Origin of the sequence: Streptomyces sp. NPDC048411 (assembly GCF_040704695.1) — a bacterium.
GTDB lineage: Bacteria > Actinomycetota > Actinomycetes > Streptomycetales > Streptomycetaceae > Streptomyces.
Genome location: NZ_JBEZKL010000015.1, coordinates 62,928 through 86,541 on the forward strand (window position 1 = coordinate 62,928; position 23,614 = coordinate 86,541).

Below are 23,614 nucleotides of genomic sequence, written 5' to 3' on the forward strand. Positions count from 1 at the left end.
TGCCGGCCGAGGACCGGTTGTCAGACCCCCCGCCTAGACTCGCGGAGTCAGTGAGATCAGACGATCGAGCGCGGGACGGGAGGGGAGCGATGACCTCGGCAGGACGTGTGCAACAGGACGCGCAGGACGCGGCCACGGCTCGCTTTCTGCGGTGCGCTGCCGTCTTCCTGCCCGCCTCGCTGCCGAGGGACGGGCGAGTCGCCTTCTGGGAGCCGGACGACGGTCCGCTTCCGGAGGCCGGGCCGGCCGAAGGCGCCGAGATCACCGTCGTGCAACGCCACGGGGAGCAGGGCGAAGTCCGTGTCCGCGCGGTGCCCGCCGTCCTGCTGCCCGTCGCCGACGCCCTGCCGCTGCTGGTCCGTGCCCGGCACCGGCAGTCCGCTCATCCGGCCGCCCGCTGCTGGGGAGCGGCCGCACTCCATGGGCTCAACCTGGTGGCGCGCGGCCGGCTGGTCCCCGGTCTGACGGCCGAGGACCACGACGCCTGGCGGGCTGGTCCGCGCGACGCCGAGGACATCGCCCATCTGCGCGCGATCGCCGCGGCCATGCCGCCCGAGGCACATGCCGTCCCGCTCCCGGACCGCGCACCGCTTCAGCTCCCGGACCCCGAGTCGCTGCTCGGTGCGTTCCTCGACGCGGTCGCCGACACCCTGCCCCGGACACCCGCGGCGGCGTACGCGATGGGCGCCCCTTTCGCGGCCCGCGAGGCCCAGCATCTGCCCCGCGCCCGCGACTGGGCCGCCGAGGTCGCTGCCGGTCTGGACGCGGGGGTGCGGGTGTCGCTCCGGCTCGACCTGTCGGCGTACGAACTCTTCGACACCGCCGACACATACGGCGGCCCCGACGCCGACGATTCCACCGAGGACGCCGCGGACATCCACCGCGACCCCGCGCGGCATGCCGCCGCGGCGATCACGCAGGTGCACAGCCTGGCCGACCCGACGTACGTCATCGACGCCGCCGCTCTGTGGGACGGCGGTGGTGGCGAACCGTTCGGGCCGCGGGCCAGGATCGACGCCGTGCTCGCACTGCGCCGCGCCGCCCGGGCCTGGGCGCCGCTTGAACGGCTGCTGGACCAGCCCGTCCCCGACGTGCTCGCCCTCACCGAGGACGAGCTGTACGAGCTGCTGAGCGACGCCGGGGCGCGGCTGGCGGCGGCAGGCGTGAGCGTCCACTGGCCGCGCGAACTCGTCCGCTCCCTCACGGCCGCCGCCGTCGTACGGCCCGCGCCCGGCTCGGCCACCGACGGCACCTCGTTCTTCGACGCCGAGCAGCTCTTCTCCTTCAACTGGCAGCTGTCGCTGGGCGACGAGCAGCTCACCGAGCGGGAGATGGACATCCTCGCGGAGGCCCACCGTCCAGTGGTGCGCCTGCGGGACCAGTGGGTCGTCGTCGACCCCGCGCTCGTACGCAAGGCACGCAAGCGTGAGCTCGGCCTGCTCGACCCGGTGGACGCCCTCGCCGTCGCGCTGACCGGCAGCGCGGAGGTGGACGGTGAACAGGTCGAGGCGGTGCCCGCCGGTGCCCTCGCCGGACTCCGCACCCGCATCCTCGCCGACGACGCCACCATCGAGTCGCCGCCCGGGCTGGAGGCCACGCTCCGCGACTACCAACTGCGCGGCCTGGCCTGGCTCGACCGGATGACATCGCTCGGCCTCGGCGGCTGCCTCGCCGACGACATGGGACTCGGCAAGACCATCACCGTCATCGCCCTGCATCTGCGCCGCAGGCACCCCGCACCCACCCTGGTGATCTGCCCCGCCTCCCTCCTGGGCAACTGGCACCGGGAGATCAACCGCTTCGCCCCGGGTGTTCCCGTCCGCCGCTTCCACGGCACCGACCGCACGCTCGACGACCCCGACGACGGCTTCGTCCTCACCACGTACGGAACGATGCGGTCCAGCGCCGCCGAACTCGCCCAGCACAGCTGGGGACTTGTCGTCGCCGACGAGGCACAGCACGTGAAGAATCCGCACTCGTCCACCGCGAAGGCGCTGCGCACCATCCCGGCCCCGGCCAGGATCGCCCTCACCGGCACCCCCGTGGAGAACAACCTCTCCGAGCTCTGGGCCCTCCTCGACTGGACCACCCCCGGGCTGCTCGGCCCTCTCAAGGCGTTCCGTGCCCGGCACGCCCGGATCGTCGAGAACACCGGCACCGCGGCAGGACTCGGGAACGAAGAAGCGATCGAGCGTCTCTCCCGGCTGGTCAGGCCGTTCCTGCTGCGCCGCAAGAAGTCCGATCCGGGCATCGCCCCGGAGCTGCCGCCCAAGACGGAGACCGACCACCCCGTCTTCCTCACCCGCGAACAGGCCACGCTGTACGAGGCGGCGGTACGCGAGACCATGGCGTTCATCGAGGCCTCCGAAGGCATCGCCCGCCGCGGACTGATCATGAAGCTGCTGGCCTCGCTCAAGCAGATCTGCAACCACCCCGCGCAGTACCTGAAGGAGGAGCCGACCCGCCTCATCGGCCGCTCCGGCAAGCTCGCGCTGCTGGACGAACTCCTCGACACGATCCTCGCCGAGGACGGCTCCGTGCTGATCTTCACCCAGTACGTGACGATGGCCCGGATCCTCTCCGCCCACCTCGCCTCGCGCGCCGTCCCGTCCCAGCTCCTGCACGGCGGTACGCCGGTGGACGAACGGGAACGGATGGTGGACCGCTTCCAGTCCGGCGAGGTACCCGTCTTCCTGCTCTCGCTCAAGGCGGCGGGCACCGGACTGAACCTCACCCGCGCCGCCCATGTCATCCACTACGACCGCTGGTGGAACCCGGCGGTCGAGGAGCAGGCCACCGACCGCGCGTACCGCATCGGCCAGACCCAGCCCGTCCAGGTGCACCGGCTGATCGCGGAGGGCACCGTCGAGGACCGGATCGGCGAGATGCTGGCGGCCAAGCAGGCCCTGGCCGACGCGGTGCTCGGCACCGGAGAGACCGCGCTGACCGAACTCAGCGACCGTGACCTCGCCGATCTCGTCTCGCTCCGGGGGCCGTCATGAGCCCCCGCTCCCGGCCCGCGTCGTATGTCCGCGCCCGCCCGGGCCCCGACGACCTGAGGCGCACCTTCGACGCCGTGCCGCCCCGCACGTCCGACGGCGACGCACCGTTCGCGGACAGCTGGTGGGGCCGGTCCTGGGTGGCGGCGCTGGAGTCCCTGTCGATGGACGAGGGACGCCTCGCCCGCGGCCGTGCGTACGCCGACAGTGGCCATGTCGCCGCGATCACCGTGACTCCCGGCCGCGTCGTCGCCTACGTCCAGGGCAGCCGCCCCCGCCCGTACCGGACCGAACTGCGGCTGCGGACCCTCACCGACACCGGCTGGGACACCTTCCTCGACGCCGTCGCCGAGCGGCCCGGCCATCTCTCCGCGCTGCGCGCCAAGGAGATGCCGCACGGACTGGTCGACACGGCGGCCGAGGCCGGCGTCGGACTGCTGCCCGCCGCGGACGACCTCGACCCGAGCTGCTCCTGCCCCGATCACGGCTGGCCCTGCAAGCACGTCGCCGCCCTCTGCTACCAGATGGCCCGCCTGCTCGACACCGACCCGTTCGTCCTGCTGCTGCTGCGCGGCCGGGGCGAGCGCGAACTCGTCGAGGAACTGGGCCGGCGCAACGCCGCGCACTCCGCCCGGGAACGGCCCGCGGTCGCCGCCACCCCCTCTGTGCCGGCGCGTGACGCGTTCACCGACCGATTCCTGCCGCCGCTGCCCTCCCCGCTCCCGGAACCCGCGGATCCCGGCCAGCCGCCCTCGTATCCTGAACTGCCCGGCGCCCGCGACCCGCTCGCCCTCGACCACCTCGCCACCGACGCGGCGGCCCGCGCGCTCACGATCCTCACCACCGGACATGATCCGCTCGCCGGGCTCACCCCCTGGCAGGACGCCGTCCGGCTGGCCGCCGCCCGCCCCACCGCCGGGCTCACCGCCACCACCCGCGCCCTCTACCGCGAGCTCGCCTACGCCACCGGCCGCACCACCACCGACCTGGCCCGCGCCGTCGCCGCCTGGCGCCAGGGCGGCGCCGAAGGGCTGGACGTCCTGGAGACTCCCTGGGACCCCCCGGCCGGTCCCTTCGACCGGGCCCGCCCCGCGCTCGCAGCCACCGACTTCCCCCGATTCCACCCCTGGCGCAACCGCCTCACCCACCCCGGCGGCACCCTTCAGCTCCGCTTCGGGCACGACGGCCGTTGGTACGGCTACGAATCGGACCGGGACAAGGACGACTGGTGGCCTCGCGCGATGCCGGACACCGACCCGGTGGGCGCACTCATGGCTCTGCTCGGCCGCTGACACCGGCTCCGCCCGGACTCCCTGGCTGTCTGTCAGCTGCGCAGGCAGACCAAGACAGCACCGGGGCCGCACTCAGCGAGGCAGCACGGCATCGACGACATCGTGGGCGAAGTCCGGCGGTACCGGTTCGCGGCGGAGCAGCACCCGCATCCAGACCGCCCCCGCGATCAGGTCCATCAGCAGCATCGGGTCGGCGTCCTTCGGGAGCTCACCACGGGCGATGGCGCGGGCGAAGACCGGCTGCTCGCGGGAGAACCGGTCGGCGAAGAAGTCGCGGGTGAGCGCGGCGAGTTCGTCGTCCGGCAGGCCGGTGCCCGCGGTCATGGCGCGGGCGACCGGTTCCGTACGCTCGTCGGTGAGCAGGCCGACGATCTGTTCGGTGAGGGCGATCAGGTCACCGCGGAGACTGCCCGCATCGGGGATGTCGAAGTCGAGGACCCGGGCGTGGAGCATGGCCGCCCGCAGCAGCGCCGGTTTCGAGGGCCACCAACGGTAGATCGTCGTCTTGTTGACCCCGGAGTCCTGAGCGACGGCCTCTATGGTGAGACGGGCGTATCCGCGTTCCGCGAGATGGCGCAGTGTGGTGTCGAAGATCGCTTCGGCGGCACGAGGGCCCTTGCCCGGGCGGCGGTTCACGGTCTGATCGGCGGCCATGGGCACTCCAGAGAAAAGCAACGCAACGTTGCGTTGTGTTGTAAGGTGCTGTCATCGTACTGCGACGCTGGGGGCTGGTATGGCGGAGACCGAGGTTTCCAGGGCGGTGACCTGGGGGCTGTTCGCCGCCTGGGTGGCCAACGATCTGGAGGAGCTGGCCACCATGGCCGGCTGGGCGTGGTCCGCCCGGCCGCGGCTCCAGAAGCGATTCCCGAGAGTGCCCGAACGGGTCTGGGCGCGAATGGAGCTCTCGCGGCGGGATGTCAATGCCGCCATCGGCCTCATGGGCACAGTCATGGCGGCGGCGTCGGCGGACGGGGCGCGCACCGGCGGTCGCAGCCCGTTCTTCCGGACCGTACTGGTCGGATTCGGGCTGCACGGCGTCGTGCACATGGCGCAGGCAGTGGCGTACCGCGGCTACACACCGGGGGTTGCCACGGCGCCGACCGTTGTCATCCCGTACTCGCTGTGGGCCCTGCGGCGGTTGAAGGCGGCCGATATCGAGAGCGGCGGCGTCGGTACGGCGGCTGCGGCGCTGGCGTTCTTCCCGGTGGCCGTTGCGGGAGTGCACGGGCTGGCGCGCCGGCTCAATCGGCCGCACGGGCGCGGGGCCCGTACGGCTGCATGAGCGGCCTGCGGGCCCGCCGAAATCCCGGTGCGCCCAGTGACCCGGGCCGTCAGACTCATCTGCATGACTGCGGAGATCAGCCGGATCAATCCGGACCAGCTGCACCCCACACCGGGCTATCACCACATCACTGTGGTGGAGGCGGGCCGGACCGCGTACCTGGCCGGGCAGTGTCCGCTCGACCGTTCCGGCGCGCTGGTGGGACCGGGCGACCTGGACGCCCAGATCGATCAGGTGGCGGCCAATGCGCTCGTCGCCCTGGCGGCTGTGGGCGCCGAGCCCTCCCGGGTCGTCCGGTCGGTCATCTACGTGGTCAGCGACGACGTCATTGACCTTGGAGCCGCCTGGCGCCGGCTCACCGGCTCGGTCATCGGGCCCGCGTTCACCACCGCGAGCACGCTGCTCGGCGTCGCGCGGCTCGGCTTCCACGGACAGCTGATCGAGGTCGACCTCAGCGCGGCACTGCCCGGCTGAATTCCGCTGCGCCCCATGGCTCGGGCCGGTGCCCCGAAAACCCGGCATCGGGTAACCCTGAGCTCCACGCCGACGTCGTGTCCGTCGAGGGCTCAGCCAAGGTGCTGCTGGAAGAAGGCGGCCGCCTCCCTGCCGACCCGAACACGGACAGCCGGGTCGGCAGGTTCCGGCGTGAAGAAGTCGTCGTGGCGAACGTCGGGTCCGGCCGAGCGGCCACTCGCTGTAGGGATGTACTCCAGGTACGGCCTGGTGTCGACGTCGTACGGGTTGACCGTGTCCGCTCCACCCCAGCGGATGCCCACCGGCACCTGCACGGTTGCCAGGCTCTCCGGGGTCACGAGACCACCGACTCCGGGGGCCACCTGGAAGACCGCCCGCACTCGGGGATCCGAGAGGTCTGCTGCGGCGGCGTCCAGCGCACGTCGTGACGACTCGTCCAGCGGGTACTTCTTCCGCAGCGCCTCCAGCGCGCCGGGGAACTCGGGAATCTCTGGCAACGGGATCGCCCCCGTCAGCACCGCCCACAGGATGTGCGGATCGACACGGGCTCCCGCAAGTGCCACTGCCGTATAGCCGCCGAGGGAGAAACCCGCCACACCGACCGGACCAAGGGGCTGTTCCCGAGCGAGCACGTCGAGGGCGAAGGAGACGTCCCGGGGCCGTTCCCACACGTGGGGCCTCGGCAGCGCCATCCGCAGCTCAAAAGCAACTGCATTGGCCGGCTACGCCCCCGGGTCCGCTTCCGTCCGTGGCCCCCGTCGCGCGCCGTTGGCGAGCGATACCCCGCGCCCCGCGAAGAACCGCTCGAAGTCGGGCAGGGGGAGTTCCGCGGCCCGCGTCGTGGCCGTCGTGCCCGACGGGTTGTGGAAATGGACTCCCTTGCCGTCCGGCGTGCGGGACGTCAGCAGCACCAGATGGCCGCCCCGCCCCGGAGCGGGCTGATCCGGATGCCGGATCGCGTAGTGCACCGACGCCATCACCGTCCGCCCCTCGTCCAGCAGGGCCACGATCCCGTCCGTCGACAAGTGGCGGTGGACGGTGGCATCGAGGCCGTGCACTTCCCGCACGTACTGTGCGAAGGGCGCGTAGACCAGACCTCGGATCGCCCCCTCGGCATCCTCCGTGTACGCGCCGTACTCAAGCGCTCCGTCACGCAGGGCGAACAGCGGCGGGGCGCCGGCACCGAGCGCCATGCGCAGACAGGTCACACCGCACAAGTGACCTGCCCAGCGCGCGTACTCGGCGGGCGACCCTGCCCCCGAGTCCGCCCAGCCCGGGTCGGTGGCCGGATCGAGTCCGCCTTCGACGATCGGTCCCACGAGTTCGGGCGAGGCGAACTGCGTATGAACGGCGAACCGGCAGGCGGGGCAGGTCACTGGCGGTATCCGTTCAGGAAGCGGCCGATGCGGCTGATCGCCGCGTCGAGATCGTCAGCGTACGGGAGGGCCAGGATCCGGAAGTGGTCGGGACGCGGCCAATTGAAGCCCGTGCCCTGAACCACCTGGACCTTCTCCCGCAGCAGCAGATCGAGGACGAACTTCTCGTCGTCGACGATTCGATGCACCTTCGGGTCGATGCGCGGGAACGCGTACAGCGCGCCCTTCGGCTTCACGCACGATACTCCGGGGATCTCGTTGAGCTTCTCCCAGGCCCGGTTGCGCTGCTCGTACAGCGTCTCAGATTGGCTTGGGTTTCCTGGGTGATCCTGGTGTTGCGGGATCGCCGGGAGATGACTCGGTTGTCCCCGGGTGGGGGTGGTGTGGGCGTGGCGGTGGAAGCCTGCCCCGAGTCGTGCCCCGTCCGGCTGGTGCCGGGCGGGGGTGCCGATCGTGGTCGGTTCCTGCTGCCGTCGTCGCCGCTGGGTGCGGTGGGTCGGGTGCGTGGGGTGCCGCCCCGCCGGACGCTTTCCTCCCGGTGTGGACGCGGGTGGGGCGGGGGCCTGGTGCCGCTTCCCGGGCACCGGGCGTCTTCTCAGGGTGGGACCGCTCTTGGTGCGGTCCGCCCTCTGGTACTGGACCGGACGGTCCAGAGCCGCGACCACGCTGCGCACCACGAGGGTGCTACTGGTGCGGTCGGGGCTGGTCTTGGTCTGGTGGGACAGCCCGCGGGCGCCGATCCGCTGCCAGGCGGCGTTGTCCCGTCCCGTGCTGTACCCGCACGCGGGGTTCGGGCAGGTGGCCCACGCCCACCCCGATGTGCGGTCGTCGGGCGCCTTGTGGTGGCGGAACGCGGTCAGGCAGCGCGGGCAGTACTTGGAGGTGCCCCGGGGCGGGACGATCACCACGGCGATCCTGGAGGCTGCGGCCTGGTGGCGGGTGTGGGTGACGATCTGGCCGCGGACTGTCTGGGAGAGCCGGAGGTTGAGGGTGCGGCCCTTGCCGCGGGCCTCCATGTCCCGCAGGTCCTCCAGGTAGATCACCGTCGCCCCGGCCGCCACGGCGTGATCGACCATGAACCGGGCTGCAGCCCGGGCCAGGCCCGCGTTCAGCCGGGACCGCCGACTGGCCACCCGTACGCGTTCCTGTTCCAGGACGGCGAGCTTCGCCACCACCCACGGGTCCGGGCGGAGCCCGCGGGCGCGGCGGGAGTTGACAAGGGTCTGGAGGCGGTCGATGCGTGCGCTGATCCGCTCCCCGTTAAGGCGGAGCCGGTCGGCCTTGGCGAGGGCGCCGTTCACCCGCAGGAACCGGGGCTGTCCGTCCGTCAGGGCGCGGGGCTGGGGTTCGTCGGTGAGGCGGAGGGTGCCGCCGGTCAGCAGGGTGTTCAGGCCCCAGTCGAACGCGACCGCCACCCGATGCCCCGTCCTCGCGGGCTTCGGCACACTGACCGCGTACGGGACGTCGAGCAGGAGGCGGCTCTCGCGGACGCGGAGGGTGGGTGCGCACAGTGCGGCGTGGGCGGGTATGTGGTCGGGCAGCCGGAACCGGACGTGTACCTCGTGCCAGTCCTTACGGGAGGCCGGGTCGGGCCGGACGGGCAGTTTCACCGTCAACGCCGCGTACCGATGCGGGTCTTCGGGGCAGCGGGTCAGGGTGGCGAGCTGCCGGTCCACCGCCGCGAGTACCACCTGCCCACCCACCCCGGGCGTCGGCTCCAGTTCCGTCACCCCGGCCGGGAACCGGCCACGCACACGGCGGAAGTCCGCGATCTGTTTCGTGCGGGCCCGCAGTACAGACGCCACGGCCCCGCTTCCGCCGTCGGGCAGCGCGGCTCGCAACGCCTCCCACTCCGCTTCGGTCCGCCGCACGGGGTCGGCGGGCCAGGTGACCAGGACCGCGTCCACGACCTGGGCCCGCCACCAGGCCGAGCGCAGCACCCGCCCCGCCTGCTCTTCCGCGATCCGCCCCACCCGATCGGGGACGTACACCCGCAGGCGTCTTTGTCCGCCAGCCCAGACGTCGTAGCGCCATCCACGCCTGCGACGGCAACGATACCCCGGCCGCCTCCACCCCGGACGCCAACCGGGCCAGATCCGGCCCGCTCCAGTGCCCCCGCACCACACCCGACGCCAAGCCCTCCACCAGCGAGGCCAGCCATCGCACCCGCTCCACCAACTCCGTCTCCGGCAACGCCTGTCCGGTCACGGTGTCGACACCCCGGAACGCGCGGGCACACGCGGCAGCGACCTGCTGCACCTCACCCTCACCCAGCATGATCCTCCGCCGCACACCCCTCACCCCCTCCAGCGTTCCAGCCCGACGACCACATCAACGAGCGAACCAGCATCCGAGTTACGCACGCACACACGACTGCGGTGCGGGCGCACTGGTTCGCGCTGCCGCTGCTGCGCGCGCTGGACGGGTTGACCCACGCGGGAGTCGTCGAAGTCCGCCTCGATGAGGGGGAGTTCCACGTGCGCGTGGGCGGATCGAGTGGACCGGCCGACGGTATGGGGGTGTACGGGGACGGGCCGGCCGCTCACGCGGACGCCCGGATCGTGCTCGACGACGAGGTCTGTCTCGCGCTCGGGCGAGGTGAATTCACGCTCGCCGAGGCCGTGAAGGGCGGACGCATCGAGGTCACGGGCGAGGGGGCGCTGGCCGCTGAGCTGCGCGGCGCGTGACCATCGCGAGGGCCATCGCGGCGACCTTGGTGAGGACCTTCGTGGCGGCCTTCTCGAAGACCGCTGCGTCCGGGTGATTCCGAGGATCAACTCCCGGGTAGCGTCGGGTTATTTGGGATGTCCGGGGCACCGAGGCGGAGGGAATTCGGGTGAGGATCGGCAGACGGCAGGGGCAGCAGGAACAGCTGGAATGGGAGGGACAGTCAGGGCCGCAGGGGCGAGTGGGGAAGACCCTGGTCATCGGCGGCTGTGTGGCGGCGCTCGGCTTCGTGCCGTCGGCGGCACTTGCCACGCCCGGCAGCGGGGTGAGCGGCACGATCGTCGCGAAGGGCACATCGGTCGGCAAACTGAAGGTGAAAACGCCGAAGGGCCGTACGGATGTGACCTTCCGGACGATCACCCTGGAGCCGGGCGGCTCCACCGGTTGGCACACCCACAGCGGCCAGCTGATCGCCGTCGTCAAGTCGGGGACGCTGACGCGCACACTGGACGACTGCTCGGTCGAAGTGACGCCTGCGGGTACCTCGTTCATCGAACCGTCCGGGTCTGAGCACCGCCACATCGGACGGAATCTGGGCACCGAGCCGGTCGTGCTCTGGGTGACTTATCTGCTGCCCGAGGGAAGCGCACTCTCCGACGACGCCGAAGCGGTGGACTGCGGCGCGCAGAAGTGACGTAGCGCGTGACGCCCGCCCGCGACGACGCCGGCCCGGCGAGCGTCTCCCCGCACGAGGACAGGGGCGAAGGGCCATGGACGGGGAGGGGCCGGAGGCGTAGGACAGGGCGAGCACGGGCGGTCTCCTCCCGGCGCGCCGTGCGGCCCTCGCGCAGCACTTGGTGCGGGCGCTCGGCGCAGGGTGCCCCGGCTCCCGCTCCGGACCAGAGGGAAGGCATGCCGCCCCCGCCCGGCGATGACGAGGCAACCCGCTGGTGGGACGGCCGACGCCGACGCGCCGACACCGGGGCGATGATGGTCGGGTGCGATTCGAAGCGATCACCTGGGAACGGCTGGCCGAAACCGTTGCCGCGTACGCCGACGGGCTGAAGCCGTCCGACGGCGGACCGTGGCTCAAGGTCGGCATCGACGGCGCTCCGGCCGCCCGCACCGGCCGGCCGGCCGAGCGTGTCGCGCAGGAGCTGAGGATCCTTGGCCGAGCCGTGCTCGTCGTGTCCACCGAGGGATTCCTGCGCCCCGCGAGCCTGCGCTACGAGTACGGCAAGCGGGACCCCGACTCGTACGTCGACAGCTGGTTCGACACGGGAGCTCTCTGGCGTGAGGTCTTCGGGCCGCTGGAGCTGGGCGGCAGCGGGCGGGTGCTGCCCGATCTGTGGGACCCGGTGACGGACCGGGCCACCCGCAGCCCGTATCAGCACCTTCCTGAGGGCGGCGTGCTGGTGATGCACGGGCCGTTGCTGCTCGGGCACTGGTTCCCGTTCGACCTGAGTCTCCATCTGAGGCTCTCGCCGGGTGCGCTGCGGCGGCGCACCGAGGAGAGCGAGCGGTGGACTCTGCCCGCGTTCGCGCGGTACGAGGAGGAGGTGGAGCCCGCCGGGCGTGCGGACGCGGTCGTCCGGGCCGACGATCCGCTCCACCCCGCCTGGACCGGGTTGCCCAGGGGCGGGTAGATCAGCCGCCGGGCCGGCCGCCGACCGTTGCGACCGCCTCGGCCCCTGACCGGCAGCCCGCCGCTGCGGCCGTGGCCTCGTCCGCCCCCGCCAGCCGCGCCGCGAGGAACCCTCCGGTGAACGCGTCGCCCGCCCCGGTGGAGTCCACCGCTGCGCGCACCGGAACGGCCGGTACGCGTCCGGTCACCGTCCCTCCGGCGGCGAGCAGGGCGCCCTCCTCGCCCAGGGTGACGATGACCTGAGGGAACATCAGGCTCAGCTTGGCGGCGGCGTCAGCCGGTTCGGGGAGTCCGGTGAGCAGCCGGGCCTCGTCCGCGTTCGGCAGCAGCAGCTCCGCTCCCTCCACGGCTGTCAGGAACGTGTCGGCGCCGAGTTCGGTGAGGAAGCCCGCGGAGGCTGGATCCACGCTCGCCGGGATGTGCCGCCGCCGGGCCTCCCGCAGGGCGAGCAGGGCCGTCGCGCGGCTCGTCGCGGCGAAGAGGAGATAGCCGGAGAGATGCAGATGCGCGATGCCGTCGAGCAGCGACGGCGACCAGTCGGCGGGGGAGAGGCGCAACACGGCGCCGCTGTCGGTGAGGAAGGTGCGTTCGGCCGCGGAGTCGACGAGCGCGACGACGGTGGCGGTCGGCGCGCCGTCGTCCACCACCAGCAGAGGACGCACCCCCGCCCGCCGCAGCGCATCCTCGTGCCAGGCCGCGGAGTCCGCGCCGACCCGCGCCACCAGACGTACGTCCCGGCAGCCCGAACGTGCCGCCCAGCAGGCGGCATTGGCGCCGGCCCCGCCCGGCAGCGTGCTGATCCGGGCCGCCGTGTCCGTGCCGTGGACGAGTGGCGAGACATGCCGGGCCACCACATCCGTGACCACGTCCCCGACGACGAGAAGGCCGCCGCCGGTCACTGGGATCCTGCCGGGTCCCGCTCCAGCGGTCCCTCGTCGATCGTGGCCCAGGCGATGGCGATCCGCGCCGCAAGCGATACGTTTCCGCGCACCGCCGCCACGTTGGCCTCCAGTGACGCCCCTTCGGTCTGCCGCTTCAGATGGTCGAGCAGGAAGGGTGTGACGGCCTGGCCCACGGTGCCGCGCTTGCGGCACGCGTCCAGCGCCTCCGCCAGTACGCGGTCGTGCAGCGCGGGATCCAGCTGGTCCTTCTGCGGTACGGGGTTGGCGACGATCAGCGCCGCGGGGGGACCGCCGAGCGTGTCCCCGGCCCGCATCACTTCCGCGACCTCCTCGGGCGTGCGCACCGTCCAGTCCACCGGCTCCCCCGAACTGCTGAGATAGAAGCCGGGGAAGTGCTCCGTGCGGTAGCCGAGCACTCCGACCCCGAGTGTCTCCAGGCGCTGCAGCGTCGCGGGGACGTCCAGGATCGACTTCACGCCCGCGCACACCACGGTGATGTCGGTCCGTGCGAGCAGCCGGAGATCCGCGGACTCGTCCTGGGTCTCGGTCCACTCCCGGTGCACACCGCCGAGGCCGCCCGTCGCGAAGACGCGCAGCCCCGCGCGGGCCGCGAGGAACGCCGTCGCGGACACGGTCGTCGCCCCGCTCGCTCCCGCCGCCAGCGCCGGAGCAAGGTCCCGGTGCCCGAGCTTCCGCATCGTGGGATCCCCGGCGACCCGCTCCAACTCGGATTTGTCCAGGCCGACATGGGCCCTTCCGTCCAGTACGGCGATGGTCGCGGGGACGGCCCCCGCGGACCGTACGAGCTCTTCCAGCTCTTCCGCGACCCGTAGATTCCGGGGTCGCGGCAGACCGTGCGCGATGATCGTCGACTCCAGTGCCACGACGGGGCGGTGCGCGGCGAGGGCTTCCCGTACCTCGTTGGAGAGGGCCGGTGTGTACGGGTGGGCGCGCTGCGGCGCGTTCGGTGACATGTCCACATCCCTGTCGCGGGTGGTCCGACCTCAAACGTGTCCCGGGAGCCGAACAGTCGCCGACTGTGGGCCCTTCCCTTCCGCGAGGTGTCGCTCGACGCCGTCGTCCGCGCCACGAGCACCACGTCGACACCACCGCGGCAACCGGACGGCGCACCCGCACGAGAACGACGGGCCGGGCTTCTTCCAGCCGGTCCTGGTGGCACGACGTCCCGACGCGGTCGCTAGGGTGACCGACCATGACGACAATTGATCAAGTTCCCGCTTCCTTCGTTGTGCACATTCCGGACGCCGACCTCGAACCGGAACCGCTCGACCCCGCGCAGATCGTCTCGGGCGAGCCCGTGGTGACCGGCAAGGTGCTCTGGGAGTCGCCGGACGGCAAGCAGCTGCGGGGCATCTGGCAGATCACGCCCGGCGTGGTCACCGACACCGAGGCCAACGAGCTGTTCGTGGTCGTCAGCGGGCGCGCGACCGTCGTGGTCGAGGACGGCGAGACGCTGGAGATCGGCCCGGGTGACGCCTGTGTCCTGCGCGAGGGCGACCGTACGACGTGGACCGTGCACGAGACGCTGCGCAAGGCATACCACATCAGCCTCTGATTACCCGGCGCCTGCCCGGCGGGCGCCTGCGGTCCGGCGCCGCTCCCGGTCGCGCGGTCCGGTCACGTTCCGGTCACGCGGCCCGGTCAGGTGGTGGCGGGCCGGGACAGCGCCCGGCGCAGCGCCAGTGCTGCCATCGGCAGCAACAGGCAGGCGCCGGCCGCGTTCAGCCAGCCGTACCCCGCCTGGGAGACGACCACCCCTGCGACCACACCGCCGATGCCCGCCGCCGTGTTCATGGTCAGGTCCGACAGACCCTGCACGGCGGCGCGGGCGGGCTGCGGCACGGAGTCGGTGAGGAGCGCCGAACCGGCCACCAGGCCTGCCGACCAGCCGAGCCCGAGCACGAACAGACCGGCGGCCGTCTGGCCATGGCTGGGACCGGCGGTGCCGGCCAGCAGCGCGGCGCAGGACAGCAGCCCGACGGCCAGACCGATCACGGCGAGCCGTCCGAAGCGGTCGGAGAGCCAGCCCATCACCGGTGAGAACGCGTACATGCCCGCGATGTGGCCGCTGATGACCAGGCCGATCAGCTGCAGGTCCGCGCCATGGTGGCCCAGATCGACCGGGGTCATCACCATGATCGACACCATCGTGGTGTGCGATCCGGCCACCGTCACCAGCGCCAGCCGGGCCATCGGCGAGGCCCGCACCGCCGCGATGCCTGACCGCAGCGAACGGCCGCCCTCGGACTGGCTGTCCTGTGGGGCCAGCGCACGCGCGGTGAGCAACGGATCGGGCCGCAGCAACACCGCGACCACCACCGCGGCGAGCAGGAAGATCCCGGCAGCCCAGAGGAACGGTCCGGCCGTCTCGGGTATGGACGTGGACCGGAATACCCGGCCCGCCGGAGCCGCAATGTTGGGGCCGAGGACCGAACCGATCGTGGTGGCCCAGATGACGGTGGAGATCGCCCGGCCGCGACGGTCCGGCTCGGCCAGGTCGGCGGCGGCGAACCGCGCCTGCAGATTGGCCGACGAACCGGCACCGAACGCGGCCATGCCGAGCAGCAGCAACGGGAAGCTGCCCACGACGGAGGCCACGACCACCAGCCCCGCGCCCAGCGCACCGATCAGATACGCGAGAACGAGGCCGGGGCGTCGGCCCCGCGAGGTCATCAGTGCGGCCAGCGGCAACGACAGCAGCGCTGTGCCGGTCACCGACGCGGTCGGCGCGAGACCGGACAGCGCCTCGGAGCCGCTCACTTGTGTGGCCAGCACGGGGGCCAGGGCGATACCGATGGGCACACCGAGGCCGCCGAGGATCTGAGAGGCGATCAGCACCGCGGACGTCCTGCGCCGAAGAGCGGGCAGCTCCGCCGCGCTGACAGGTGTGGCCGCGGCGGGTCCGCCCGGTTCGCCTGGTTCGCCGGGCCCGATGGGTTCGGTGGGGGAGTCAGGTGCATCGAGGCTGTTGGTCACTGACGGAGTGTGCCAGTTCGCATGTGGGTACGGAAATGGGTTCCCGGCCGGTCGGGGCACACGGGCTCAGAACAGCGGCTGCGGCAGAACCCCTTCCAGCGCCAGCAGCTGCCGTTTGGTCTCCAGGCCGCCGCCGAACCCGCCGAGTCCGCCGTCGCTCTCCACCACCCGGTGGCAGGGCACCACCACGGGCAGTGGGTTGGACCCCATGGCCGCCCCGACCGCCTGCGCCGCGCCCGGCTGCCCAGCCCGCTCGGCGAGGTCCCCGTACCCGACGACTGTTCCGTACGGCACACCCGCCGCCAGCTCGCGGAGCACCTGGCGGTTGAAACCCGTGGTCAGCGACCAGTCCAGGTCGAGCGAGAACTCCCGCAACGAGCCGGCGAAGTACTCCGCGAGCTGGCGTATCGGCTCGGCGAGGCGCCCGGAACCGGGCGCCTCCACCGGCTCCGTCCCGAGACGGGTCCGCAACTGCCCGACCGCCCTGTCCCGCACGGCGGGCCCGGCGTGGAAGACCACGCTCACCAGCCCCGCGTCGGTCGCGACAAGCAGCAGCGGCCCGATGTCGCTCCCGACGACGGCCCACTCGACCCTGCCGCCGGCATCGCCTCCGCCGGCACCCCCGTTGCTGTTCATGGAATCCACCGTACGGCCGGCCACTGACAACGGGGGGCGGGATGCTCCCTCCGGCCGTCAGCCGGTCGCCTTGCGCACCACATCAGGGGTGTTGGTGATGATCCCGTCCACGCCGAGGCGGTCCACCTTCGCGGCGGTCGCCGCGTCGTTGACCGTCCAGGTGTTGACCCTGAGCTTCTTGCCGTGCGCGCCCTTCAGCGCGTGCACAGCGGCGACGTAGTCGGCGCCGATCGACGTGTACGACGGGTTGATCTGGTCCGTGAACGCCGCGTACGACGTCAGATCCGCGATCGCAGGAGTGCCGAGGAAGCCGGTGGTGACGTCCGGACGCTGCTGATGGACCTTCTTCAGACTGCCCGCGGCGAAGCTCTGGATCACGAGTCGGCTCCTGACGTGATCGCGGTCGAGCCACCCCGCCTGGCGCAGCACCCGCAGGGTCTCCTTCTCGATGCCCGGATAGAGCTCCGGGCTCTTGATCTCCAGCAGCAGCTTCTGCCGGTTGCGCCCGATCCGGTCCAGGTACTGCGTGAGCGTGGGGACCCGGGTCCCGGTGTACCGCGCACCGAACCAGCTGCCCGCGTCCAGCCGGGCGATCTCCGCGGCCGTGAAGTCCTTGACCGCCCACGGCGCACGGTCCGGGAAGACGTCTTCGACGTCGGTGGTCCGCTTCAGATCGGTGTCGTGGATGACGACCGGCACACCGTCCCTGGTGAGCTGGACATCGTTCTCCACCCAGTCGAAGCCGAGGCGGTCGGCCCTGTCGACGGCGGCCAGGGTGTTCTCCGGCGCGTACGCCGAGGCGCCGCGGTGGGCGAAGACGACCGGGGCCGCGGCGGGCGCCCCGATGGCCCGCGCGCCGACCCTCCGGCTGCCGGTCACTGTCTCCGTTCCCGTGGCCGAGCCGGTGTCCGTGGCCGGTGAACGGAGGGTGGGAAGCAGCAGCGCGCCGACGCCCAGCAGGGCGGCGGAAGTGAGGAAGACGGCTGCGGTGCGTGCGTGCACGTGTACTCCTTGCGGCAGAGCGGCGAACGGGCCGAGCGTGACAGCCGCCACCCGACGAGGGGCGGGCGAAGGGTGGCCATCACGTGAACGCGGCAGGCCTGACGGAGTCACAAGCCGGTTTCCCGGTCGATAAAATGCAGCTCTTCTGTTTGTTTGCCGGGACGTGCGCCTTAGGGTCACCCCGAACCCGGGCCTCCGCGAAGGGCGTACGAGCATGCAGGGCACAATCGACGGTTTCAGCTATGGAGTGGTGACGCCCATTGCGGCGTTCCTCATGGCGTGCCTCGGCTCGGCCCTCGGACTGCGCTGCACGACGCGGTCGCTGCGCACCCAGCGTTCCTTCAAGGCCGGCTGGCTCGCCCTCGGGGCCACCTCCATCGGCTCCGGCATATGGACGATGCACTTTATCGCGATGATGGGCTTCAGCGTCGACGGCACCCCGATCGGCTACGACACCCCGATCACGTTCGCCAGCCTGGCCATCGCGATCGTCATGGTCGGTATCGGCATCTTCATCGTCGGCTACCGCGGCGCCACCGCCATGGCCCTGGTCACCGGCGGCACCATCACCGGACTCGGCGTGGCCACCATGCACTATCTCGGCATGGCCGGTATGCGCCTCCAGGGAACGCTCGAGTACGACACGCTCACCGTTTCGCTCTCCGTCGTCATCGCCGTGGTCGCCTCCACGACCGCACTGTGGTCGGCCGTCTCCATCCACGGCTTCCTGCCCAGCCTCGGCGCCAGCGTGGTGATGGGCGTGGCCGTGAGCGGAATGCACTACACGGGCATGGCGGCGCTCAGCGTCCATCTGCACCCCGCGGCCGTCGCGGATTCCGTGACCGACAGCGGGCCGATCCCGGCCCTGATCCCGCTGATGATCGGCCCGGCCTGCTTCCTCCTGCTCGCCGCGGTGGTCGCCATGTTCGATCCCCTGGTGGTGATGGGTTCCCCGGACTGGGACGACCCCCGGAACGGAGTCGGCGCAGGCAGGCCCCCCGGCATCCCCGTCCAGCGCCAGGTCCCGCGCTTCGGTACCCACGCCGACCCGGCGTCGTTCCAGTCGCAGCACCGGGACTCCCCGCCGCCCCGGGACTGGTGACCGGGCCCCGGTTGTCAGTGGGGGGTCGTACCGTGGTTGCATGCGGCCCGTTTCGAAGATCGAACGTTCGGTGGCGCCTTTCGAGGTCGTCAGTCCCTACCAGCCCAGCGGTGACCAGCCCGCTGCCATCGCCGACCTGGAGCGGCGTATCCGGGCAGGTGAGAAGGATGTCGTGCTGCTCGGCGCGACCGGCACCGGCAAGTCGGCGACCACCGCCTGGATGATCGAGAAGCTGCAGCGCCCCACCCTGGTGATGGCGCCGAACAAGACCCTCGCCGCCCAGCTGGCGAACGAGTTCCGCGAGCTGCTCCCCAACAACGCCGTCGAGTACTTCGTCTCGTACTACGACTACTACCAGCCCGAGGCGTACATCCCGCAGTCGGACACCTACATCGAGAAGGACTCGTCGATCAACGACGAGGTCGAGCGACTGCGCCACTCCGCGACGAACTCGCTGCTCACCCGCCGCGACGTCGTCGTGGTCGCCTCGGTCTCCTGCATCTACGGCCTCGGTACGCCGCAGGAGTACGTGGACCGCATGGTCCCGCTCACCGTGGGGGAGGAGATCGACCGCGACCAGCTGCTGCGCCGCTTCGTCGAGATCCAGTACACGCGCAACGACGTCGCGTTCACCCGTGGCACCTTCCGGGTGCGCGGCGACACCATCGAGATCTTCCCGGTCTACGAGGAGCTCGCCGTCCGCATCGAGATGTTCGGGGACGAGATCGAGGCGCTCTCCACCCTCCATCCGCTCACCGGCGAGGTGATCAGCGAGGACCGCGAGCTCTACGTCTTCCCCGCCAGCCACTACGTGGCGGGCCCGGAGCGCATGGAGAAGGCGGTCAACGGCATCGAGCAGGAGCTGCAGGAGCGCCTCGACGAGCTGGAGAAGCAGGGCAAGCTGCTGGAGGCGCAGCGGCTGCGGATGCGCACCACGTACGACATCGAGATGATGCGCCAGATCGGTACCTGCTCCGGCATCGAGAACTACTCGATGCACATGGACGGCCGCGAGCCCGGCACCGCACCCAACACCCTCCTCGACTACTTCCCCGAAGACTTCCTGCTCGTCATCGACGAGTCGCATGTCACCGTGCCGCAGATCGGCGCGATGTACGAGGGCGACGCCTCCCGCAAGCGCAGCCTCGTCGACCACGGCTTCCGGCTGCCGTCCGCCCTCGACAACCGCCCCCTGAGATGGGAGGAGTTCACGGAGCGGATCGGTCAGACCGTCTATCTCTCCGCCACGCCGGGCAAGTACGAGCTGTCCCGCGGCGACGGGTTCGTGGAGCAGATCATCCGCCCCACCGGCCTCGTCGATCCGGAGGTCGTCGTCAAGCCCACCGAGGGCCAGATCGACGACCTGGTGCACGAGATCCGCAAGCGCACCGAGAAGGACGAGCGGGTCCTGGTCACCACCCTCACCAAGAAAATGGCCGAGGACCTCACGGACTACTTCCTGGAGCTGGGCATCCAGGTCCGTTATCTCCACAGTGACGTCGACACGCTCCGCCGCGTCGAGCTGCTCCGCGAACTGCGGTCCGGGGAATACGACGTCCTGGTCGGCATCAACCTCCTCCGTGAGGGTCTCGACCTGCCCGAGGTGTCCCTGGTGGCCATCCTCGACGCCGACAAGGAGGGCTTCCTGCGCTCCGGGACATCCCTCATCCAGACCATCGGCCGCGCGGCCCGCAATGTGTCCGGCCAGGTCCATATGTACGCGGACAAGATCACCCCGGCGATGGAGAAGGCCATCGACGAGACCAATCGGCGCCGGGAGAAGCAGATCGCGTACAACACCGAGCGCGGGATCGATCCGCAGCCGCTGCGCAAGAAGATCAACGACATCGTCGCGACGATCGCCCGCGAGGAGATCGACACCGAGGAGCTGCTCGGCAGCGGCTACCGGCAGGGGAAGGCCGTCAAGGCGCCCGTTCCCGCGCTCAGCGGCAAGGCGGGCAAGGCGGCCGGAGCCAAGAAGGCCGGCGCAGTGGTCACGGACCGGCCCGCCACCGAGCTCGCCGGGATCATCGAGGAGATGACCGACCGGATGCGGGCAGCCGCCGCGGACCTGCAGTTCGAGGTGGCCGCCCGACTGCGCGACGAGGTGGGCGAGTTGAAGAAGGAGCTGCGCCAGATGCGGGAGGCGGGCCTTGCCTGACCCATCGCAGCCGGTGTGTTGCAAGACCGACACAAAAACGCCCGGAAGCTGCTGCGCCTTCGGCGAGACTGCGTAGGGTGCTGGGCAGCCGCACGGACGGGTGCGGGGAGCGGAGAGGGGACAGCGCGTGACGGTCAACATGACCAAGGGTCAGGCCATCAGCCTGCAGAAGAGCGACGGGGGGACCCTGACCGCGGTACGGATGGGGCTCGGCTGGCAGGCGGCGCCGCGCCGCGGTCTGTTCGGGTCGCGCACACGGGAGATCGACCTGGATGCCTCGGCGGTGCTGTTCGCCGACAAGCAGCCGGTCGACGTGGTCTTCTTCCGTCACCTCGTCAGCGACGACGGCTCGGTGAAGCACACTGGCGACAACCTGGTCGGCGGCGCCGGTTCCGGTGGCGACGACGAGGCGATCCTCGTCGACCTGCAGCGGGTGCCGGTCCACATCGACCAGATCGTCTTCACGGTGAACTCCTTCACCGGCCAGACGTTCCAGGAGGTGCAGAACGCCTTCTGCCGCATCGTCGACGAGACCAACGGCCAGGAGCTCGCCCGCTACACGCTGGACGGTGGCGGCCAGTACACCGCCCAGATCATGGCCAAGGTGCACCGCGTGGGCGCCGGGTGGCAGATGACCGCCCTCGGCAACCCGGCCAACGGCCGCACCTTCCAGGACCTGATGCCGGCGATCCTGCCGCACCTGTAGGCACAGCCGGACCGCTCGGGTCCGTATCAGTAGGGGCAGCTCCCGGAGGCGACGGCCGCCGGGAGCTGCCCCGCATGGCACCGCACCACGGCATCACGCCGACAGACAGCGCGCCGCGCCGCGCAGCATCAACTCGTCGAGGGGACAGGGCAATGACGGCCGAGCTGGTCCGGGGGCAGAACCACACCTTGCCCCAGACCCGTCTGGAGATCCGGGTATCGGCCGGTACGCCCGTCGTGGCCGGTGCCACGCTCGGCGACGAGCAGGGCACGGTGCACGGCATCGAGTGGATCGCCCACCCGGGCTCGCCCCAGCTGCCCGGACTCGAAGTGTCCAAGCAGGCCGCCGCCGAGCACCGGCTCGCCGTCGACCTCGACGCCCTGCCCGCCGCGGTGCACCGCGTCACCGTGCTGCTGGCGCTGCCCATGGGCGTCGGCGGCCCGGTCAGGTTCGGTGCGGTCGCCGCACCTTCCGTCGCTGTCACGGGCCTTGAAGGCACCGAGATCGCCACCTTCACCCTCACCGGTCTCGACAGCGAGTCCGCGGTCGCCGCCCTGGAGCTCTACCGCCGCCAGGGCGCCTGGAAGGTCCGCGCGGTCGGCCAGGGCTATGCGGGCGGTCTCGCCGCGATGCTCGCCGACCAGGGGGTGTCCGGTGCGCAGGAGCTGGCCCGGTCGGTCCATGAGGCGGTCGCCCGGGGCATGGCCCGCTCGGTGGCGCCGCCCCCGCCCCGCACCCCGGAAGGCGACCGGGTCCGCCACGCCGGCGCGGCCTCCGGCCAGCAGGCGCCCGCGACGCCTCCCGCCGCACCGATCGGCGACCCGGCCCCGGCGGCCACCCCGCTGCCCGACCCCGCACAGCCCCGGCCGGCAGGCGGCGCGGGGCCCGCCCCGGGTCCCGCCACGAGTGGCCGCATCAACTACGCACACCCGCGCCGCCAGTCCGCGGCGCCCCCGCCGCCCCCGCCCACCGCACCGCCCGCCGAACCGGGCCGGCCCGCCCAGCCCGTCGCCGGGGACGCGACCGGCTGGTCCATGGAGGAGCGCCTCTACAACCAGGTCTGGGGCATGTTCGAGGACCTGGCCCGCACCACCGCCGCGTACCGCAGCGCCGTCGACTTCGCCGAGTCCCGCATGGAACAGGAGCTCGACCGGGCCCTGTCCGACCCGCGCAACCGGATCGGAGGAGCGGGCGACCGGGCCCGCGAGGAGGCCCGCACCAAGCGCGACCAGCTCACCGACCGGGCCCGCGAGGCGCTCGACCGTGATCTTGCCCAGCTCGCCGCCGAGTCCGCCGTCGTCGAACCCGCACTCCCCGCCGCGTACGCGGGCTGGGACAACCCCGTCTGGCACGCCTACCGCGTCCCGATGGAGATCCCCATGGCCCTGCGGATCGGCGACCTCCATCTGCCCGAGAGCGCCGACCTGCGCATCCCGCTGCTTGTACGGCTGCCGCTGGAGCGCGGAATCTGGGTCGACAGCGGGCGTACGGCCTCCGAGGCGGCGGCCCTGACCGGTCCGGACCAGCTCCGCCGCCTCGCCATGGAGAACGCCGTCGCGCACGCGGCCCGGCTGCTCGCCGTCTACCCGGCGGGCGAGTTCTCCGTTCATGTCATCGACCCCGCGGGCTCGGCCACAGCGGCGCTCGCGCCCCTGGTCGACTCCGGGGTGCTCGCCGCGCCCCCCGCCGCCGGCGCCGGGGGAGTGGCCTCGGTCCTCGCCCACCTCACCCGGCGCGTCGACCTCGTGCAGATGGCGATCCGGGCCGGAGCCGCCGATGCGCTGCCGCCGGACCTGGACACCGCCGAGCAGTTGTTGATCGTCAACGACTTCCCGCACGGCTTCGACGACCGGGCCGTCACCCAGCTGCGCTACCTCGCGGACGAGGGCCCCTCGGTCGGTGTCCACCTGCTGATGGTCGCGGACCGGGAGGACGCGAGCGCGTACGGGCCGGTGCTCGACCCGCTCTGGCGCTCCCTGCTGCGGATCACCCCGGTCGCCGACGACCACCTGGCCGATCCCTGGGTCGGCCACGCCTGGACGTACGAGCCGCCGAGGACCCCGCCCGGCAGCCGGGTGCTGCACAACGTGCTCGCCCAGGTGGCCGCCGCCCGTCGTAGCGGGCGGTCTTGACCCATCGAACCACCCCTGACCTGCACTTTTGAAAGATCTTTTCCCTAGGCTTTACCTTTTCTTGGTGCTCCCTGTACTGTTCTTCGAACGGAGGGGAGTACTCCCGTACGCGACGTGCCCGTCAGTACGGACCGTGACCGGTCCCGGGGCGTCGGCCCGTGGCGCGCACCCCGTGCGCCGGGGTGGAAGAGACCTCCGGCAGCGACGACGCTGATCAGTAGCCGTAGCGAACTGCCGGAGG

General features: G+C 71.7%; 19 protein-coding genes and 2 pseudogenes. 12 read left to right on the forward strand and 9 right to left on the reverse strand.

The window, feature by feature from the left end:
* Nucleotides 1–89: 89 nt before the first annotated feature.
* The gene (locus AB0915_RS08630) at nt 90–3,002 is read left to right on the forward strand and encodes a DEAD/DEAH box helicase (RefSeq protein WP_366690370.1); all 2,913 of its coding nucleotides are present in this window, start codon (nt 90–92) and stop codon (nt 3,000–3,002) included.
* The gene (locus AB0915_RS08635) at nt 2,999–4,291 is read left to right on the forward strand and encodes an SWIM zinc finger family protein (RefSeq protein ID WP_366690371.1); all 1,293 of its coding nucleotides are present in this window, start codon (nt 2,999–3,001) and stop codon (nt 4,289–4,291) included. Before AB0915_RS08630 ends, AB0915_RS08635 begins: the two co-directional genes overlap by 4 nt.
* A 72-nt stretch (nt 4,292–4,363) precedes the next feature.
* On the opposite strand, the gene AB0915_RS08640 is transcribed toward AB0915_RS08635, so the two are convergent.
* Nucleotides 4,364–4,945: a TetR/AcrR family transcriptional regulator gene (locus AB0915_RS08640; RefSeq protein WP_366690372.1), complete on the reverse strand. Its 582-nt coding sequence runs from the start codon at nt 4,943–4,945 to the stop codon at nt 4,364–4,366.
* A 79-nt stretch (nt 4,946–5,024) separates the two neighbouring features.
* Here AB0915_RS08640 and AB0915_RS08645 point away from each other — a divergent pair, with 79 nt between their 5' ends.
* Entirely contained in the window at nt 5,025–5,573 is a 549-nt protein-coding gene (locus tag AB0915_RS08645) for an HXXEE domain-containing protein (protein WP_366690373.1), read from the forward strand.
* 63 nt (nt 5,574–5,636) lie between these two features.
* Nucleotides 5,637–6,047: a RidA family protein gene (locus tag AB0915_RS08650; protein WP_366690374.1), complete on the forward strand. Its 411-nt coding sequence runs from the start codon at nt 5,637–5,639 to the stop codon at nt 6,045–6,047.
* 92 nt (nt 6,048–6,139) lie between these two features.
* Here AB0915_RS08650 and AB0915_RS08655 read toward each other — a convergent pair whose 3' ends face one another.
* The 3 genes and pseudogenes from AB0915_RS08655 to AB0915_RS08665 all read right to left on the reverse strand — a co-directional run.
* Nucleotides 6,140–6,739 (reverse strand): hypothetical protein, encoded by a 600-nt coding sequence (locus AB0915_RS08655; RefSeq protein WP_366690375.1) that lies wholly within the window; start codon nt 6,737–6,739, stop codon nt 6,140–6,142.
* A 30-nt stretch (nt 6,740–6,769) separates the two neighbouring features.
* Nucleotides 6,770–7,423 carry a peptidase gene (locus AB0915_RS08660; RefSeq protein ID WP_366690376.1) on the reverse strand — a complete coding sequence of 218 codons (654 nt, stop codon included), beginning with the start codon at nt 7,421–7,423 and terminating at the stop codon, nt 6,770–6,772.
* Nucleotides 7,420–7,713 (reverse strand): annotated as a pseudogene (locus tag AB0915_RS08665) (aminotransferase class I/II-fold pyridoxal phosphate-dependent enzyme); the annotation flags it as partial. The pseudogene AB0915_RS08665 and the gene AB0915_RS08660, both read right to left, overlap by 4 nt.
* A gap of 2,079 nt (nt 7,714–9,792) precedes the next feature.
* On the opposite strand from AB0915_RS08665, the pseudogene AB0915_RS08670 reads away from it, so the two are divergent.
* The 3 genes and pseudogenes from AB0915_RS08670 to AB0915_RS08680 all read left to right on the forward strand — a co-directional run.
* Nucleotides 9,793–10,110: pseudogene (locus AB0915_RS08670) on the forward strand (transcriptional regulator); the annotation flags it as partial.
* A gap of 185 nt (nt 10,111–10,295) precedes the next feature.
* On the forward strand, nt 10,296–10,784 hold the full coding sequence (locus AB0915_RS08675) for a cupin domain-containing protein (RefSeq protein ID WP_366690394.1): 489 nt from the start codon (nt 10,296–10,298) through the stop codon (nt 10,782–10,784).
* A 304-nt stretch (nt 10,785–11,088) separates the two neighbouring features.
* The gene (locus AB0915_RS08680; RefSeq protein ID WP_366690377.1) at nt 11,089–11,736 is read left to right on the forward strand and encodes a uridine kinase; all 648 of its coding nucleotides are present in this window, start codon (nt 11,089–11,091) and stop codon (nt 11,734–11,736) included.
* 1 nt (nt 11,737) lies between these two features.
* Here AB0915_RS08680 and AB0915_RS08685 read toward each other — a convergent pair whose 3' ends face one another.
* The gene (locus tag AB0915_RS08685) at nt 11,738–12,634 is read right to left on the reverse strand and encodes a PfkB family carbohydrate kinase (protein WP_366690378.1); all 897 of its coding nucleotides are present in this window, start codon (nt 12,632–12,634) and stop codon (nt 11,738–11,740) included.
* Nucleotides 12,631–13,611 (reverse strand): pseudouridine-5'-phosphate glycosidase, encoded by a 981-nt coding sequence (locus AB0915_RS08690; RefSeq protein ID WP_366690379.1) that lies wholly within the window; start codon nt 13,609–13,611, stop codon nt 12,631–12,633. The genes AB0915_RS08685 and AB0915_RS08690 overlap by 4 nt, the downstream gene beginning before the upstream one ends.
* 239 nt (nt 13,612–13,850) lie before the next feature.
* On the opposite strand from AB0915_RS08690, the gene AB0915_RS08695 reads away from it, so the two are divergent.
* On the forward strand, nt 13,851–14,213 hold the full coding sequence (locus tag AB0915_RS08695) for a cupin domain-containing protein (RefSeq protein ID WP_358860822.1): 363 nt from the start codon (nt 13,851–13,853) through the stop codon (nt 14,211–14,213).
* Between the two features lie 86 nt (nt 14,214–14,299).
* On the opposite strand, the gene AB0915_RS08700 is transcribed toward AB0915_RS08695, so the two are convergent.
* From AB0915_RS08700 to AB0915_RS08710, 3 genes are all read right to left on the reverse strand, one after another.
* Nucleotides 14,300–15,526, reverse strand: coding sequence for an MFS transporter (locus AB0915_RS08700; RefSeq protein WP_366690395.1), 1,227 nt, complete (start codon nt 15,524–15,526; stop codon nt 14,300–14,302).
* 174 nt (nt 15,527–15,700) lie between these two features.
* On the reverse strand, nt 15,701–16,270 hold the full coding sequence (locus AB0915_RS08705) for a methylated-DNA--[protein]-cysteine S-methyltransferase (protein ID WP_366690380.1): 570 nt from the start codon (nt 16,268–16,270) through the stop codon (nt 15,701–15,703).
* A 57-nt stretch (nt 16,271–16,327) separates the two neighbouring features.
* Nucleotides 16,328–17,272, reverse strand: a complete 945-nt coding sequence (locus AB0915_RS08710; RefSeq protein ID WP_366690381.1) for a glycerophosphodiester phosphodiesterase family protein — start codon at nt 17,270–17,272, stop codon at nt 16,328–16,330.
* 214 nt (nt 17,273–17,486) lie between these two features.
* On the opposite strand from AB0915_RS08710, the gene AB0915_RS08715 reads away from it, so the two are divergent.
* From AB0915_RS08715 to AB0915_RS08730, 4 genes are all read left to right on the forward strand, one after another.
* Nucleotides 17,487–18,374 (forward strand): MHYT domain-containing protein, encoded by an 888-nt coding sequence (locus tag AB0915_RS08715; RefSeq protein WP_366690382.1) that lies wholly within the window; start codon nt 17,487–17,489, stop codon nt 18,372–18,374.
* Nucleotides 18,375–18,414: 40 nt separating this feature from the next.
* The gene (gene uvrB / locus AB0915_RS08720) at nt 18,415–20,535 is read left to right on the forward strand and encodes an excinuclease ABC subunit UvrB (RefSeq protein ID WP_366690383.1); all 2,121 of its coding nucleotides are present in this window, start codon (nt 18,415–18,417) and stop codon (nt 20,533–20,535) included.
* A 127-nt stretch (nt 20,536–20,662) separates the two neighbouring features.
* On the forward strand, nt 20,663–21,241 hold the full coding sequence (locus tag AB0915_RS08725; RefSeq protein WP_030919738.1) for a TerD family protein: 579 nt from the start codon (nt 20,663–20,665) through the stop codon (nt 21,239–21,241).
* Nucleotides 21,242–21,393: 152 nt separating this feature from the next.
* Nucleotides 21,394–23,373 (forward strand): TerD family protein, encoded by a 1,980-nt coding sequence (locus tag AB0915_RS08730; protein ID WP_366690384.1) that lies wholly within the window; start codon nt 21,394–21,396, stop codon nt 23,371–23,373.
* The last annotated feature ends 241 nt before the right edge of the window (nt 23,374–23,614 follow it).

Coding starts and splice junctions, on each gene's coding strand:
- AB0915_RS08640 (WP_366690372.1), bottom strand. CDS start 4,945: ATGGCCGCCGATCAGACCGTGAACCGCCGCCCGGGCAAGGGCCCTCGT.
- AB0915_RS08655 (WP_366690375.1), bottom strand. CDS start 6,739: ATGGCGCTGCCGAGGCCCCACGTGTGGGAACGGCCCCGGGACGTCTCC.
- AB0915_RS08690 (WP_366690379.1), bottom strand. CDS start 13,611: ATGTCACCGAACGCGCCGCAGCGCGCCCACCCGTACACACCGGCCCTC.
- AB0915_RS08705 (WP_366690380.1), bottom strand. CDS start 16,270: ATGAACAGCAACGGGGGTGCCGGCGGAGGCGATGCCGGCGGCAGGGTC.
- AB0915_RS08645 (WP_366690373.1), top strand. CDS start 5,025: ATGGCGGAGACCGAGGTTTCCAGGGCGGTGACCTGGGGGCTGTTCGCC.
- AB0915_RS08695 (WP_358860822.1), top strand. CDS start 13,851: ATGACGACAATTGATCAAGTTCCCGCTTCCTTCGTTGTGCACATTCCG.
- AB0915_RS08730 (WP_366690384.1), top strand. CDS start 21,394: ATGACGGCCGAGCTGGTCCGGGGGCAGAACCACACCTTGCCCCAGACC.
- uvrB (WP_366690383.1), top strand. CDS start 18,415: ATGCGGCCCGTTTCGAAGATCGAACGTTCGGTGGCGCCTTTCGAGGTC.
- AB0915_RS08635 (WP_366690371.1), top strand. CDS start 2,999: ATGAGCCCCCGCTCCCGGCCCGCGTCGTATGTCCGCGCCCGCCCGGGC.
- AB0915_RS08630 (WP_366690370.1), top strand. CDS start 90: ATGACCTCGGCAGGACGTGTGCAACAGGACGCGCAGGACGCGGCCACG.
- AB0915_RS08715 (WP_366690382.1), top strand. CDS start 17,487: ATGCAGGGCACAATCGACGGTTTCAGCTATGGAGTGGTGACGCCCATT.
- AB0915_RS08650 (WP_366690374.1), top strand. CDS start 5,637: ATGACTGCGGAGATCAGCCGGATCAATCCGGACCAGCTGCACCCCACA.